The following is a 16,330-nucleotide window of genomic DNA, read 5'->3' on the forward strand; positions in this document are numbered from 1 at the left end:
AGGTAGTGCCCCTTCTTTCGGAGGGATACTTTATACTGCCTGTTTGGGCGGGAAAAAGTGTGGTTTCCATTTATATGGGATCGTTTTGCATCCTAGGTGATGGTAAGCCAAACAAAAGGAGTCGATTTTTTTGGCGCAACTTTTAGGGCAACAAGCACTGATTGCGATTGTTTCGCATTTATTGTTTATTACCATTACGTGGTGGGCCTTACAAGGTATCCATATCGAACGCCTGATGAAATCTGGAAAGGTATTGCAGACGAGGATTTTACTCATTCTTGTTACGATTGCCATTGGGACATCTGTCAGCAACTTTTTTCTTGATTATTTAGGGTATTCGAAGAGTTTAACGTATTTAGTCAAGTAAGTGTATAGAACCTCATATCTCCGTTAACAATGGGGATAGGAGGGGATGAAACTTGAAAAGCTTAAAAACAATTCTTATTGTTGTCGTAAGTATTGTCGTATTCTTGGTCGGGTATAAAGAGATAAAGCCCGTAAGTGACGAAGAGAAAATGGAGAGTATGATCGCAGCTCTTGAAAAAAATGGAGCAGAGGTAGAGCGGTGGTCATGGTTAGCACGAGAAACCAAAACCATTTCTAATATACATACGTTTCAAAAATTGTTAAATGAAGTGAAAGAAAAAGCGGATATTCAAAAATGGGAATTGGAAACATCTCATGATGGATATAAAGCAACAGCATACAAAAAATTTTCTTCTTATGAAGAACGAATAGTAGTAACTTGGAGTAAGGAAAATAGTAAAGAAAACACTTTCATTATCTTTGAAGTAAGCGGGTCAAAATGGGACCCTAAAAACATTCGGGAAATGGATAAAATTTTTAGTACAAAACCTACAATTTACACTTGTGTTCAAGGTGTACTGAGTGATAAGATTGAAGGTGTTTTGCAAAATAAAACCAATCAGGTTTTGAAAGATCTTTCAGCAAGAGCGATCGAGAAGATAGAAGAAAGAGCATTTGTGTCAGTCTCCGCATATAATAAAAAGTGGAATGACGCTCTTTCAACAAATAGAGAGAAAATCAATGTGCAAATAGCAATACGCTCTACAGACAGCAAAGATACAATTGTGGTTGGCACACCGATCATAACTTCTGAGTATTGAATAGATATTGAAAAAAGGACACGGAGGGGAATAAATTGGAAAAAATCATCGTCCGTGGCGGAAAGCGGTTGAATGGCACAGTGCGTGTTGAGGGCGCAAAAAATGCTGTATTACCTATAATCGCTGCAGCCCTATTAGCGAGTGACGGAAAGAATGTACTATCTGAAGTACCAGTTTTGTCTGATGTATACACAATTAATGAGGTATTACGTCATTTAAATGCTGAAGTCGTATTTGAAAATAACCAAGTAACAATTGATGCTTCAAAGGAGTTAAATATTGAAGCACCATTTGAATATGTACGTAAAATGCGTGCGTCCGTTCAAGTAATGGGACCACTATTAGCACGTAATGGTCGTGCTCGTATTGCACTTCCTGGTGGATGTGCAATTGGTTCACGTCCAATTGACCAACATTTAAAAGGCTTCGAAGCAATGGGAGCGAAAGTAAAAGTTGGTAATGGCTTTGTTGAAGCTTATGTAGATGGACAATTACAAGGCGCGAAAATTTACTTAGACTTCCCAAGCGTAGGTGCAACAGAAAACATTATGTCTGCTGCTACATTAGCAAAAGGGACAACAGTACTTGAAAACGCAGCAAAAGAACCAGAAATCGTTGACTTAGCTAACTTCTTAAATGCAATGGGAGCAAAAGTACGCGGAGCTGGAACTGGAACGATTCGTATCGAAGGCGTTGATAAATTATATGGTGCACACCATTCTATTATTCCTGACCGTATTGAAGCAGGAACGTTTATGGTTGCAGCAGCAATTACTGGTGGAGACATCTTAATTGAAAATGCTGTACCAGAACATTTACGTTCTATCACAGCGAAAATGGAAGAAATGGGTGTTAAGGTTATTGAGGAAAACGAAGGCGTACGTGTTATCGGCCCAAGTAAATTAAAAGCCGTTGATATTAAAACAATGCCTCATCCAGGTTTCCCAACAGACATGCAATCACAAATGATGGCATTGTTATTACATGCGGATGGAACAAGCATGATTACAGAAACGGTATTTGAAAACCGCTTCATGCATGTGGAAGAATTCCGTCGTATGAATGCAGACATCAAAATTGAGGGCCGTTCTGTTATTATGAATGGACCTAACAACTTACAAGGTGCAGAAGTAGCAGCAACTGACTTACGTGCTGCAGCGGCATTAATTCTAGCTGGTTTAGTATCAGATGGTTACACACGTGTAACAGAATTAAAACACCTTGATCGTGGATATGTAAACTTCCATGAGAAACTAGCTGCATTAGGTGCAACAATTGAACGTGTAAATGAAAAAGTAGAAGAAGTGACGAAGCAACAAGTTTCTGACCTTCACGCTTAAGTTTGAGTAGTCTCTATGTCTTTTTGACATAGAGGCTATTTTTATTGGGCTATTATTGTTATAGTCAACAAATTCCTTTTTTATGCCTGTCCACCTGAAAAATTTAGAAAATTCTTTCCTTTGAGATTGAATCCTGTCATATCAGTACTTTATATTTTCCCTTTGCAGAAGTTCCTCCCGATATGTTCTAAAAGCTTGCCACGTTCCATAAGAATGAAATGAGTCTAATTTCATAGCGGGGGAAAAAGATGAAAATTTCAAAGCCACTTTTCATTACAATGGCGCTCTTAGTGGCGCTCGTCATTATTGTACCGACCGTACTTGTTATTCCGTTTACGAAAGCGAAAGTAAGTCAGCCGCCCGAACATCCTCCAGCCATGCAAAGTGTGCCAGCTCCTAAAAAGGTAAATACTGCTGTCCAAGTTACTGTGTATCGTAATGCACAAAAGAAGGTAGAAACGATGCCGATGGAAGAGTATGTTACAGGTGTAGTAGCTTCTGAGATGAATGCTAGCTTTGAAATGGAGGCATTAAAAGCACAGGCATTGGCAGCGAGAACATTTATTGTACAGCGTATGCTAGGCGGAAGTAAGAAAAACAATGCGGATGTGACAGATACGGTTAATGATCAAGTGTACAACAGTAAAGAAGAGCTAAAGAAGACATGGGGCAAAGATTATGAGAAAAATTTGAAGAAGATTGAAGAAGCTGTGTCTAAAACAGCCGGACAAGTTTTAACCTATGATGGTAGTCCCATTACGGCGTCCTTCTTCTCAACAAGTAACGGTTATACAGAAAATGCTGCAGACTACTGGGGGAGCGACTTACCATATTTAAAAAGCGTAGACAGTCCATGGGATCAAGCTTCTCCAAAATTTGCGAGTGAGCAAACTTTTACTGTAGATGATTTTCAAAAGCGTCTTGGCGTAAAGGTGCTTGCAAATGGAAAAGTCGGTAATATTAAAGACCGTACAGAAGGAAAACGGGTGAAGGATGTAGAGTTTCAAGGAAAAACGTTAACAGGGAAAGAAGTAAGAACAAAGCTGGGATTACGCTCCTCTGACTTTACATGGCAACAACAAGGAAAGAGCATTGTCGTCACAACGAAAGGTTTCGGCCATGGCGTTGGCATGAGCCAGTATGGTGCCAATGGAATGGCGAAAGAAGGAAAAGAATATACGGATATTGTTGCTCATTACTATAAAGGTATCGAAATTAAAACGCTAAACGAGTATGAAGGAAAGTTAATGGCGAAGAACTGATGCTTAAGGGTTACTGACAGTTGGGTGCCGCTCGTTTGAAAATATATCGGCGCTTTTTGGAATATATCAACCGTTCGACAAAACTTAGTGGTTATTTGACAACAAAGGAGCTCATCCCAATGAGCTCCTTTTGTCATTATTTGTAGAAAACGAAAGAAATGTTAACGGCTTTTGTCTCGTTTCGTCGTGTTATAATACAGTTGTGTGTATATATATAAAATAATAACAGGGGGCATGAAATATGATGATGAATGTACCACTGCTCATTCCAGCAATGATGGAACGAGCGGAGAAATATTTTTCAAAAAAGGAAGTTGTTTCGCGCACTGCATCGCGTATTCAAACATTAACATACGGAGAGATTGCGAAGCGGACAAGACGGCTTGCTAGTGTACTAAATAAAATGGGGATTGATAGAGGGGACAAAGTTGGAACAATCGCTTGGAACCATCACCGCCATTTGGAAGCATATTTTGCAATTCCAGGAATTGGGGCGGTGTTACATACGATTAACTTACGGCTCTCCGCAGAGCATATTTCTTACATCATTAACCATGCTGAAGATAAAATCATTCTCGTTGATGAAGATATGGTTCCTGTATTAGAAAGTATTCAACACGAAATTCCTCATGTAAAAGCATTTATTATTATGACAGATGATCACGAACTACCTCACACAACACTATCACCAGTATATCATTACGACAAACTACTCGAAGAAGGCGACGAAACATTCCCATTCATAACAGACTTAGATGAAAAAGAACCTGCGGGTATGTGCTATACTTCCGCAACGACAGGAAAACCGAAAGGCGTTGTGTATACACACCGTAGTATTGCACTCCATAGTTATACGCTCGGCCTTGTGGACGGCGGGAATCTATCAGAAGTAGACACTTGTATGCCTGTCGTTCCGATGTTCCATGTAAACGCATGGGGGCTTCCGTTTGCAGGTACATGGTTCGGCACAAAGCTCGTCTTACCAGGACCACACTTTACACCGGAAATATTAGCTCAGCTTATTGAGCGTGAGAAAGTGACAATTACTGCTGGTGTACCAACAATTTGGATTGGGTTACTGCAAGAGCTTGAAAAATATCCGTATGATATTAGTAGTATTCGTACGATATGGTCAGGTGGATCAGCAGCACCAGGAAGCATGATTCGCACATATGAGGAGAAATATGGAATTGCTTTTAGGCAAATATATGGAATGACAGAAACAAGCCCAGCTGTTGTAATTAACTGTCCAAAGTCATATCAGCGCGATTTACCGAAAGAAGAATATTATGAACTACGCTCCCGCCAAGGTTACTTATTCCCAGGCCTTGAAATGAAGGTAATTGGTCAAGAAGGGGAGATCAAATGGGATGGTGAAGAAATGGGAGAGCTTTGCCTGCGCGGACCTTGGATTGCGGGTAGTTATTATAACGATGAACGTACAGCAGATTCCATGCAGGATGGCTGGTTACATACAGGAGATATTGTAACTGTTGATCCAGAAGGGTTTATTAAAATTGCTGACCGTACGAAAGATTTAATTAAAAGCGGCGGTGAATGGATTTCCTCCGTTGATTTAGAGAACGCTTTAATGGCACATGACAAAGTACTAGAGGCATCTGTCGTTGCCGTGCCACATGAAAAATGGCAAGAACGCCCTGTTGCCTGCGTTGTCTTAAAAGAAGGACAAACAGTAGAACAAGAGGAGCTTTATGCATTATTAGAAGACCAGTTCCCGAAATGGTGGATGCCGGATGACATTTTATTCGTGGAAGAGATTCCAAAAACATCTGTCGGGAAATTCCTGAAAAGGGCACTTCGTGATCAGCTGAAAAGTTATATGGTGAAGCAGCAGTAATAGTTGTATGCTAAAATCAATCAAAAAGGAGCTAATTTAGCTCCTTTTTATTTTTGAGATAAATATCATAATCTTCCATTAACTGTTTGGTATAATGAGATAAAAACTCATCTGGAGGAGAAAACATGGCGTTATTGGAGTTAAAACAATTGGGTAAGACGAACCAGTTGCAGGCGATTCAGCTTGAAATTGAAAAAGGGCAATGTGTTGTGCTGCAATGTAACAATCATACGGCGAAGATTTTACACCGCATTATAATCGGTGAAGAAGAGGCATCGGCTGGAAGTGTTTTATTTGACGGGGAACCGATTCAAAAGCAAGTCTACTCGCGCATTGGTTTTTGTTTTTTAAAAGATGAGGCATATAACCGCTTAAAAGTAAAAGAATACTTCGCCTTTTTATCCGGATTGTATGACTCGAATATTAGCATAGAAGAAGTTGTCCAGTATGTTGGTTTACTAGATAAAATGAACGTCAAAATTGAAAAGCTATCATTTTCTGAAAAACGCCGTCTTCACATTGGGCGGGTCATGATTCATAATCCGGATTTAATTATTTTTGAAGAGCCAGAGCAAAATGTAGATATAGAGAGTACAATTATCATTCGAAAAGCAATTATGAAGATGAAAGAACAAGGGAAGGCCATCTTTATTACATCATCCTTTTTATCGGATGCACTTTCTTTAACAGAAGATGTGTATGTATTAAATCCAGATGGCGTTAAAAAAGTAGAAATCGAACAGGAAGAAGAGGAAGAGATAGATCAAGAAAATATCGTTCAAATGATTCCGCAAATGAAGCTCGAAAGAATCCCAGCAAAAGTGAACGATAAAATCATTTTGCTTGATCCGATGGAAATTCATTTTATTGAAACGCAAAATGGAACAACGCATATTCATGTTCGCGAAGGGGACTTTGTATGTGCGTTAACATTAAGTGAGTTAGAAGAAAGATTAAAAGGTTTTGGATTCTTTCGATGTCACCGCTCTTATCTTGTTAACTTACAGCGCGTACGAGAAGTGATTACTTGGACTCGTAATAGCTTTAGCTTAATCTTGGATGATGAACGAAAAAGCTCTATTCCACTTTCTAAAGGTCGAATGGATGAATTAAAAGGTGTCATTGGACTATAATGATGCTCCAGTAAGCGGAAAATAGGATTCATTCACCGGTAAAAAGACTCCTTTTACCGGTATTTTACTGCGTAACCCCTTTGTTTTTCATATGATTGAGCCAAGAACAGCGAACACAACAAGCCGAGGCGGCAAACGAGTCGCTGAAGCGAAATTATCTATAGAAGAAAAACAAAGGGGATGACAAAATGACATTGGCAATTGAAATGAAGGATGTAATGAAAACCTTTAATGAAAAAACAGCACTTCGAAATGTAAGTATTGAAGTAAAGCAAGGAGAAATCTTCGGGTTTCTAGGACCAAGTGGATCAGGGAAAACAACAACAGTGAAAATTTTAACTTCCCAATTGCTTCACAGTGTTGGAAAAGTGAAAGTATTAGGAAAAGATATTACAGGTCCAAACAGCATCGATTACAAACGAATTGGTATTTTAACAGATAACAGTGGTCTATATGAAAGACTTAGCATTTATGATAACTTACTATTATTTTGCGACTTATACGATTGTCCTAAAGAAAGAATTGATGAAGTACTATCCCAAGTGAATTTATTAGAAGATAAAAAAATACCAGTCAAAAAATTATCAAAAGGGATGAAGCAGCGCGTTACGCTAGCACGAGCAATTCTGCATAAGCCGGATATTCTCTTCTTAGATGAACCAACATCAGCACTTGATCCAGTCAACGTCCAAAACATTCATAACATCTTAAAGGACCTAAATAGAGAAGGAACAACGATTTTCTTAACGACGCACAATATGGATGAAGCAGAAACGCTTTGTGACCGCATTGCTTTCTTATGTGGAGGGGAAATTGTAGCACTTGATACACCAGAAAATTTAAGACTTCAATACGCGAAAGACAAAATCGAAGTCGTGCTAAAGGATAAGAAAAAAGAAACAGTGAAAAAAGACGAATTAGGCGCAAAACGTATTTCTGAGTGGATGAAAAATGGTGAATTATTATCGATTCATTCTTATGAGCCAACACTAGGAGATATCTTTATTGAAGTAACTGGGAGGGGATTATAATGACATTTTCAATGAGACGTGTATCGGCGATTTTACGGAAAGAGATGCAGGATTTGAAGAATAACGCACAAATATTATTAATGGCGATTTTACCACTTGGATTGGCATTGTTTTATAAGCAAATGGGACAAGGGAAGGAGTTTATGGGAGGCTTTGTAATCGTCATGATATTATGTATGGTTACAACAATCTCACAGGCAACTCTTATTGCGGAAGAGAAGGAGAAACATACGTTACGAGTGCTTATGCTATCTCCTGCTTCTCCATTTGAAATCATTATTGGAAAAGCACTACCAATCATTGTTTTAACGTTTGCTATAAGTTTTCTTAATTTATTTATACTAGATGTTTTACAAGGGAATATGTTGTTCATGTTTCTGTTAATGTTATTAGGAACATTAGTGTTCATCATATTTGGGACAATTATCGCTCTTTTAGCTAAAAATTTAGTGCAAGTTTCTGTTATTGCATCACCGGTTGCAATGGTCTTACTCATGACTCCAATTTTAAGTAATGTTATAAAAAATGACATTTTGAAAAACATACTATCGTATTTACCGACTAATCATATTTTTGAAGCGTTCGTAAGTGTTGTGGAAGGGAAAGGCTTCTCTGCAATTGCTGCAGATCTAATCAATGTCTCTATTTGGTTAGTCATTTCAATTATTGTTTGCCTCTTCGTCTACAAAAAGAAACAACTAGACTAAAAAACTGAGCCAATCCGCTCAGTTTTTTCTTTTTTCTATCATTTCCTCGGAAATTTCGCAATTCCTATACATATTTTTACAGATTTTGTCGAAAAGTAATTAGTTATAGGTTGTATAGGATGAATGAATATTGTTCAAAATGATTGCTGAGGTGATGATAGAATGCGAGGAAGGAATAATAAAAAGTCGCAAAAGGTAGTTCATTTATTTCAAAAACGGTGGGTATTTCCGGCAATCTATATTGCATGTGCAGCGGTAATCTTGACGGTTGCTCTATGGTTCCAGGCAGCTAATCCAAAGAAAGCGCCTAATAAAGAGCAAAGTGCGCCGTATGGTCAAACGGAAAATCCAGTAGTACCAGTAACAAAGTCTTCGGAAGTTGTGAAAATGCCAGCTGCAAAGAATGTAGATGTTGTTGTGAAGAAGAAGTTTTATGAAGATGGAGCAGCAGAAGAGGAGCAAGAACAAGCACTTGTCTTTTATAACAACACATATTCTCCTAATAAAGGAATCGATGTTGCTGCGAAAAATGGAAAAGAATTCGATGTTACAGCTGCTTTAAGTGGTACAGTAACAAAAGCTGAAAAAGATTCGCTTCTCGGTTATGTCGTAACAGTGGATAACGGAAATGGTCTTGCAACATCTTATCAAAGCTTAGGCAGTGTAAAAGTAGAAAAAGGTGCAAAAGTTGCACAAGGTGAAGTATTAGGAAAATCCGGTCTAAGTGCAATGAATAAGGAAGCAGGTTCTCATGTACACTTTGAAGTTCGTAAAGATAATGTAGCTGTCAATCCAGAGCGTTACCTTAACAAACTTGCGACAGACGTAAAAGCAGAAGCAGGAGCAGCAAAAGAAACAAATGGTTCTGCTGATGAAAAAGGTAAAAAAGAAGAGAAATCAACAAGCGGTTCTGCTGATGAAAAAGGTAAAAAAGAAGAGAAATCAACAAGCGGTTCTGCTGATGAAAAAGGTAAAAAAGAAGAGAAATCAACAAGCGGTTCTGCTGATGAAAAAGGTAAAAAAGAAGAGAAATCAACAAGCGGTTCTGCTGATGAAAAAGGTAAAAAAGAAGAGAAATCAACAAGCGGTTCTGCTGACGAAAAAGGTAAAAAAGAAGAAAAATCAACAAATGGTTCTACGGAATCATCTAGCGATTCTTCTTCTACACAAGAATAATAAAACGAAAAAATCAGCTCTCACTAGGGGGTTGATTTTTTTATTTTTATATAAAAATGATTCATTTCGAGAGGGAAATAGCAATAACAAGGAAATTTGACGGAATTCTCGAATATATATTAAGAAAAGGAGGGGATTACTCTGTCATTTGTATTTGTTCTGTCGATTGCCCTTATTTTGTTGTTTATTTTATTTACTTTATATTATTACATTGCCAGTAAGAAAGAAGTTCCCCACCATCAATTATTAGAAGAAGAATGTGATCATGAAGAATGACGCCTTTGACAAGAGGCGTCATTCTTTGGTTTTTGTAGGGCAATCCATCAAGTGAAAATTGTCATTGTTAACGTATTTCTCACACGAATTTGTAATTTTTCTTAACTTAGTCCGTAAAAATACCGAACTTGTAGCATATATCAGTAGTGCGGGCAATACAATGATATAAACCAATGCAAAGAGAGTGTTTGAGGTGAGAAATCGTGGGTCATTTCATTATAAATTCCAGAATGTTTAAAGCTTACAAACAGCACTCGAATTTACTTCTTAGTCATATGCAGCGAGTCTCATTTCACACTTCTCACATCCAATTTAGGGAGGCGAGTGGTGTGCACGATTACATCAAAGAGAGAACTATCAAGATTGGCAAGTATATCGTGGAGACAAGAAAAACAGTTCGTGTGATTGCAAAAGAATTTGGGGTATCAAAGAGTACAGTCCATAAAGATTTAACAGAACGTTTACCGGAGATTAATCCAGAGCTCGCAAATGAAGTGAAAGAAATTCTTGATTATCATAAGTCGATTCGCCACCTAAGAGGCGGGGAAGCGACGAAGCAGAAGTACCGAAAAGAAGATACAGAAAAAATCGTGCAGCAATAATTCATTATACGGCAAACATTCCTTGGTCATGACGTAACATTTTTCAGAAGAATTATCTTTTCAAATATTACGTTTTCGTTAAATTTATGATAAAATCAGAAATTAGGTGTAAAAGAATTCGGGTACAACCTGATTTTGAATATCAAGGAGGAAAACACAGGAATGTTTGCGAGAGATATCGGAATTGACCTAGGCACAGCTAACGTATTAATTCATGTAAAGGGTAAAGGGATCGTTTTAAACGAACCGTCTGTTGTAGCAATTGATCGCAATACTGGAAGAGTATTAGCGGTAGGTGAAGAAGCAAGAAGTATGGTAGGACGTACACCTGGTAATATTGTAGCGATTCGTCCGCTTAAAGATGGTGTAATTGCAGATTTCGAAATTACAGAAGCAATGTTAAAGCATTTTATTAACAAGCTGGACGTGAAGAGCTTCTTTTCAAAACCTCGCATTTTAATTTGTTGTCCAACAAACATTACATCTGTAGAACAAAAAGCAATTCGTGAAGCTGCTGAACGCTCAGGTGGTAAAACAGTATTCTTAGAAGAAGAACCAAAAGTAGCTGCTGTTGGTGCCGGCATGGAAATCTTCCAACCGAGCGGAAATATGGTTGTTGATATCGGCGGAGGTACAACAGATATTGCCGTGCTTTCAATGGGTGATATTGTTACCTCCTCCTCTATCAAAATGGCTGGCGACAAGTTTGATATGGAGATCTTAAACTATATTAAACGTAAGTATAAGCTATTAATCGGAGAACGTACATCAGAAGATATTAAAATTAAAGTCGGTACAGTATTCCCAGGTGCACGTAGTGAAGAACTTGAAATTCGCGGACGTGACATGGTAACGGGCTTACCACGTACAATCACAGTATGTTCAGAAGAGGTTACAGAAGCATTAAAAGAAAATGCGGCTGTCATTGTACAAGCTGCAAAAGGTGTATTAGAGCGTACACCACCAGAACTATCTGCAGACATCATTGACCGCGGTGTGATCTTAACAGGCGGAGGCGCATTATTACATGGTATCGACATGCTTCTAGCAGAAGAATTAAAAGTACCAGTACTAATCGCTGAAAACCCAATGCACTGTGTTGCTGTTGGTACAGGCATTATGTTAGAGAATATTGATAAATTGCCACGTCGTATGTTGAAATAGTCATATAAAGGGTAGTAAAAAGTGTGAAGGAACTATTTCCTTCGCACTTTTTTTGTAAATAAAAGAAAGTAAGAGGAGGTTTGTAATACCAATTAAGAAAGCGTTTTCTTGTGCCGGATATGACAATAGTTGTTAGGTTATTGTCATAGTTTGTAAATAAAAATTATGTTATAATCATCTTTGTGAATTTCGTGTGAACTCAATGTAAAATCTATGTAAATTTGTTTTGGATTTACATTGGTGAATTTGAGTCGTTCTTACCATTCATAGGCGTAGGAGAAGCTCTAATTTAAATATACTTCTAAACTAAATAATTATAAAATAATAACATTTCACAGGGGGCACGATCATGAAAAAGGTTATTACATATGGAACTTTCGATTTATTGCACTGGGGACATATTAACTTATTGAAGAGAGCGAAAGATTTAGGAGATTATTTAATTGTCGCCGTTTCTTCAGATGAATTTAACAAATTAAAAAATAAAAAATCTTATCATAGCTATGAGAATCGTAAAATGATTCTAGAAGCGGTTCGGTATGTGGATGAAGTAATTCCTGAACATAATTGGGAGCAGAAAGTAAAAGACGTACAAAGCCGTGATGTGGATGTTTTCGTAATGGGCGATGACTGGAAAGGTGAGTTTGATTTCTTAGAGGAGCATTGCGAAGTTGTATATTTACCACGTACAGCCGGGATTTCTACAACAAAAATAAAAAAGGAACTAGTACGAGTTGCTAGATAAGTGTACATGATTAGAGAATTGATGGTAGAAATCTACCTAATTTTATTTGGAATTTTACATAATATGATGCAAGTGTTTCCGATTAAAAAGAAAGTAACTTTTATTATGTCTTATGGTGAAAATTTATTTTTTATTTATGAGGAAATACAGCGTCAAGGTATAAATTACGAGGTGGTTTTTTTATATAAACCTACATGTAAATATGAGGTGGATAGCTACTCGAATGTGAAATCTTATAAATTTGAAACAAAGAACATACTTCACACTATTAAATCGATCTATCATTTATCCACTTCTCAATACATCATTGTTGATAATTATTTTGGGTCATTAGCGAAAGTTAAATTTAAAAAAGGCGTAGAGTGTATTCAAATATGGCATGCAGCAGGTGCTTTTAAAAAATTCGGATTATTAGCTCCTTCTTTTAAAAAAAGAAGTTTACGAGCCCAAAACAGATTTATGAATGTTTATAAAAACTTCCATAAAATTGTTGTAGGATCAGAAGCGCTTTCTGACATTTATAAAGAAGCTTTTGCTCTATCTGATAATAATATATTAAAAACAGGTATTCCGAGAACGGATTTGTTTTTTGATGAACGGAGACAACAGAAAGTTAAAGATAATATTTTTATAGTAAATCCAAATCTAAAAGATAAAAAGGTTATTTTATATGCGCCAACCTTTAGAGATAAAGAGCTAGTAGATTTTGATTTACATCTAGATATCGATGAGATGTATAAGCAATTGAAAGATGAGTATATCCTTATAGTTAAGTTGCACCCAGCAATACGAAATACCTGTAATTACGAAGAAAAGTATGAAGGTTTTTTATATGATTATTCCCTTTATCCAAATATAAATGATCTATTTCTAGTGACGGATATATTAGTCACTGATTATTCCTCTATACCATTTGAATTTTGTTTATTAAATAAACCAATAATCTTTTTTGCATACGATTTAAAGAAATATATGAAAAAAAGAGGGATTATTGGTGATTATGTATCTGATGTGCCAGGACCAGTTGTTTATACAACTGAAGAAGTGGTACGGGTGATAACAGATGGTAGGTTCAAAATAGATAGTATAAATAATTTTACTTTGAAATGGAATGAGTATTCGATAGGTGATTCAAGCAAGAACTTTGTAAATATGCTTTTTAAAGAGAAATAGTAAGGTAGTCATGCATTCCTATAATAATGATGTGTTCGAGAGAAAGGTAAAAGATTTTTTATAGGAAGTATGCTTTAGAAATAGATTAAAGAGAGGTTTTAATATTGCAAATCAAGAAGAAGATTAACAGAATGAAAAATCGTATTAATTTTTTATCAGGTCCACTGAAAAAATATTCGAATGACCAAGGGTTTAAGAGAACTGTTAAGTATACAGATTTTTATGTGAAATTAGACTTGGATGAGAAAGTTATATTATATGAATCTTTCCATGGTAAAGGTATGACAGATAGTCCATACGCAATTTTTAAAAAAATTATCGATAATCCAGAGTATAAGGATTATACACATGTTTGGGCATTGAATGATGGAAATAACTTTTATGCTAAACGTTATGAAAATAAAAAAAATGTTAAGTTTGTTAAAGTTCATAGTGAAGAGTATTTAAAATATTTAACAACAGCGAAATATTTAATTAACAATACGACATTTCCACCTTATTTCCAGAAAAAAGAAGGGCAAATCTATGTGAATACTTGGCATGGAACACCTATTAAAACATTAGGAAAAGATATGAAGGGAGAAATAGGACAACATAAAAATATCCAAAGGAATTTTATGCATTGTGACTATATATTAAATCCTAATAAATTTACTGCAGATACTATTGTAAATTCTCATGATTTAGAAGGGTTATACAATGGCTATGTTGTTGATGAAGGCTATCCACGAATTGACCTTACTCTACAAGTAAACCCAGAAGAAGTACAAGGATATTTAAAAGAATTTGTAGAAATTGATGATACAAAAAAAATCATTTTATATGCACCAACTTGGCGTGGTGGAGTAAATCAGGTAAATAATATTAAAGATGAAATTAACAATATTGTTAAACAAATGTACTCTAAGATACCTAATGATTATCAACTCTTGTTAAAGGTTCATACATTGACATATAAATTTATTAAAGATGACGAAAGTTTACGAGAAATTTGTATACCAGATTGGGTGGATCCTAATGAGTTGATGTCAATAGTAGATGTTTTAGTGACAGATTATTCTAGTATATTCTTTGATTACATGGTAACAGAAAAACCAATCATTTTCTTAGCGTATGATAAGGAAGAGTATGAGGAACAACGAGGTTTATACGTTCAATTAGAAGATATGCCAGGTCCAATATGCCATACGGTAGACGAAGTTATTCATAGTATTGAAAACATTAAGAGTGTAAAAAATGATTACAGTGTAAAATACCAAGAAACATTGAAAAAATATTGCTATCATGATGATGGGAATGCTACAGAAAGAGCAATTGACATTATTTTCAGAGAAAAGCACACAGCTAATGTATGTAAAGTTACAAATGAGAATAAGAAAAATATTCTAATGTATTGTGGTGGATTTTTGAATAATGGAATTACTACGTCAGTTATTAACCTTTTGAATAATATTGATTACTCAAAATACAATGTGGCAGTTATTGATAAAGGGAAGTACGATCAAATTTCAAGAGATAATTTCAATCAAATTAATTCGAATGTGAAAAAGTTTTATCGAGTAGGTAGTTTAAACACCACTTTAAAAGAATCTTATCAAAATAACTATGTTATGAAAATGGGGCTAAAGAATGAAAAAGCTCAGAAGGTGCTACCAAAGCAACTATACAAGCGTGAAATTTCAAGGTTATTTGGTAATGCGGAATTTGATATAGCTATTGACTTTAGTGGATATGTCCCATTTTGGACATTGTTATTTGCGTTTGGAGATTTTAAAAAGAGAAGTATCTATCAACATAATGATATGTGGGCAGAATACTCCAAAAAAATTAAAGGTAAATTTAAGCATAGAGCTAATCTAAATATTATTTTCCCGTTGTATAAGGAGTTTGATAAAATAGTAGCTGTTGCAGAACACACAAGAAACTTAAATAGGAAGAATTTGAAAGATTATATTACACTAAAACAAGGTGTTTATGTCCATAATGCCATTGACCCTAATAAAGTACTTAAACAGATTGAAGAAGGCGACATATATAAATATGATGAGAAAGAATATTTATTAAAAGAAAATATTCACGGAAATGGTAAGCTTAAAATTACAGGAATTGAAATGCCTCAAAAAGAGAACATAAATTTTGTTAATATGGGAAGGTTGTCACCTGAAAAAGATCAAAAAAAGCTTATACATGCTTTTGCAAAAGTTACGGAACTCTATGATAATATTAGACTTTATATTGTTGGAGACGGAGTTTTAAAAGAAGAATTAGAGAATTTAGTGAGAGAAAAAAATCTAGAGGACAAAGTGATTTTTACTGGTCAAATGAGTAATCCTTTCTTACTTATTAATCAATGCGATTGTTTTGTTCTCTCATCTAATCACGAGGGACAGCCAATGGTATTGTTAGAGGCTTTAATACTAGGTAAACCTATTATTGCCACTGACATTGCAGGGTCAAGAAGTATTTTAGAAGAAGGTTATGGGGAGCTAGTTGAAAATAATACAACTGGTTTGGTAATTGGGATGCAGAAGTTTATATTAAATCAAACTTCTTTTAAAGAATTTGATTTTCAAAAGTATAATGAGCATGCTCTTGAAATGTTTTACGATGAAGTATGTGCTCTTAAAGAGGAATAGGATGTAATCAAAGTGAAAAATGTAATGGAATAATGAAGTGTGGAAGCTAAGTGATTTACAATATAAATCACTTAGCTTCTTACGTAAATAGTGATGTTTC

At 35.8% G+C, this 16,330-nt stretch carries 15 protein-coding genes; all 15 read left to right on the top strand.

The features are described from left to right. Nucleotides 1-130 precede the first annotated feature (130 nt). The 15 genes from C564_RS0107890 (at nucleotide 131) to C564_RS0107955 (ending at nucleotide 16,230) form a co-directional block, all read left to right on the top strand. Nucleotides 131-367 (top strand): DUF1146 family protein, encoded by a 237-nt coding sequence (locus C564_RS0107890; RefSeq protein WP_003202077.1) that lies wholly within the window; start codon nucleotides 131-133, stop codon nucleotides 365-367. A 52-nt stretch (nucleotides 368-419) separates the two neighbouring features. Continuing rightward, nucleotides 420-1,127 carry a YwmB family TATA-box binding protein gene (locus C564_RS0107895; RefSeq protein WP_018764938.1) on the top strand — a complete coding sequence of 236 codons (708 nt, stop codon included), beginning with the start codon at nucleotides 420-422 and terminating at the stop codon, nucleotides 1,125-1,127. A 35-nt stretch (nucleotides 1,128-1,162) separates the two neighbouring features. Further along, a complete protein-coding gene (gene murA, locus C564_RS0107900) occupies nucleotides 1,163-2,467 on the top strand; it encodes a UDP-N-acetylglucosamine 1-carboxyvinyltransferase (RefSeq protein WP_003209210.1) in 1,305 nt (434 codons plus the stop codon). Nucleotides 2,468-2,715: 248 nt separating this feature from the next. Further along, nucleotides 2,716-3,729 carry a stage II sporulation protein D gene (spoIID, locus tag C564_RS0107905; protein ID WP_018764939.1) on the top strand — a complete coding sequence of 338 codons (1,014 nt, stop codon included), beginning with the start codon at nucleotides 2,716-2,718 and terminating at the stop codon, nucleotides 3,727-3,729. Between the two features lie 241 nt (nucleotides 3,730-3,970). Further along, nucleotides 3,971-5,587: a long-chain fatty acid--CoA ligase gene (locus tag C564_RS0107910; protein WP_018764940.1), complete on the top strand. Its 1,617-nt coding sequence runs from the start codon at nucleotides 3,971-3,973 to the stop codon at nucleotides 5,585-5,587. Nucleotides 5,588-5,712: 125 nt separating this feature from the next. Next, nucleotides 5,713-6,720 (top strand): LytTR family transcriptional regulator DNA-binding domain-containing protein, encoded by a 1,008-nt coding sequence (locus C564_RS0107915; protein ID WP_018764941.1) that lies wholly within the window; start codon nucleotides 5,713-5,715, stop codon nucleotides 6,718-6,720. A gap of 188 nt (nucleotides 6,721-6,908) precedes the next feature. Next, nucleotides 6,909-7,751, top strand: a complete 843-nt coding sequence (locus C564_RS0107920; RefSeq protein ID WP_018764942.1) for an ABC transporter ATP-binding protein — start codon at nucleotides 6,909-6,911, stop codon at nucleotides 7,749-7,751. Beyond that, nucleotides 7,751-8,458, top strand: coding sequence for an ABC transporter permease (locus tag C564_RS0107925; protein ID WP_018764943.1), 708 nt, complete (start codon nucleotides 7,751-7,753; stop codon nucleotides 8,456-8,458). The genes C564_RS0107920 and C564_RS0107925 overlap by 1 nt, the downstream gene beginning before the upstream one ends. 162 nt (nucleotides 8,459-8,620) lie before the next feature. Next, nucleotides 8,621-9,634: a M23 family metallopeptidase gene (locus C564_RS0107930; protein ID WP_018764944.1), complete on the top strand. Its 1,014-nt coding sequence runs from the start codon at nucleotides 8,621-8,623 to the stop codon at nucleotides 9,632-9,634. Nucleotides 9,635-9,775: 141 nt separating this feature from the next. Then, on the top strand, nucleotides 9,776-9,910 hold the full coding sequence (locus C564_RS34495; RefSeq protein ID WP_042511388.1) for a hypothetical protein: 135 nt from the start codon (nucleotides 9,776-9,778) through the stop codon (nucleotides 9,908-9,910). 329 nt (nucleotides 9,911-10,239) lie between these two features. Continuing rightward, the gene (gene spoIIID / locus C564_RS31780; RefSeq protein WP_018764945.1) at nucleotides 10,240-10,512 is read left to right on the top strand and encodes a sporulation transcriptional regulator SpoIIID; all 273 of its coding nucleotides are present in this window, start codon (nucleotides 10,240-10,242) and stop codon (nucleotides 10,510-10,512) included. Between the two features lie 162 nt (nucleotides 10,513-10,674). Next, nucleotides 10,675-11,676 carry a rod shape-determining protein gene (locus C564_RS0107940; RefSeq protein ID WP_003202097.1) on the top strand — a complete coding sequence of 334 codons (1,002 nt, stop codon included), beginning with the start codon at nucleotides 10,675-10,677 and terminating at the stop codon, nucleotides 11,674-11,676. Nucleotides 11,677-12,025: 349 nt separating this feature from the next. After that, nucleotides 12,026-12,421, top strand: coding sequence for a glycerol-3-phosphate cytidylyltransferase (gene tagD / locus C564_RS0107945; RefSeq protein ID WP_003202099.1), 396 nt, complete (start codon nucleotides 12,026-12,028; stop codon nucleotides 12,419-12,421). 6 nt (nucleotides 12,422-12,427) lie between these two features. After that, nucleotides 12,428-13,594, top strand: coding sequence for a CDP-glycerol glycerophosphotransferase family protein (locus tag C564_RS0107950; protein ID WP_142317627.1), 1,167 nt, complete (start codon nucleotides 12,428-12,430; stop codon nucleotides 13,592-13,594). Between the two features lie 131 nt (nucleotides 13,595-13,725). Further along, a complete protein-coding gene (locus tag C564_RS0107955) occupies nucleotides 13,726-16,230 on the top strand; it encodes a glycosyltransferase (RefSeq protein WP_018764947.1) in 2,505 nt (834 codons plus the stop codon). Nucleotides 16,231-16,330: the final 100 nt, after the last annotated feature.

Source organism: Bacillus sp. 105MF, assembly GCF_000374885.1.
Lineage (GTDB): Bacteria > Bacillota > Bacilli > Bacillales > Bacillaceae_G > Bacillus_A > Bacillus_A pseudomycoides.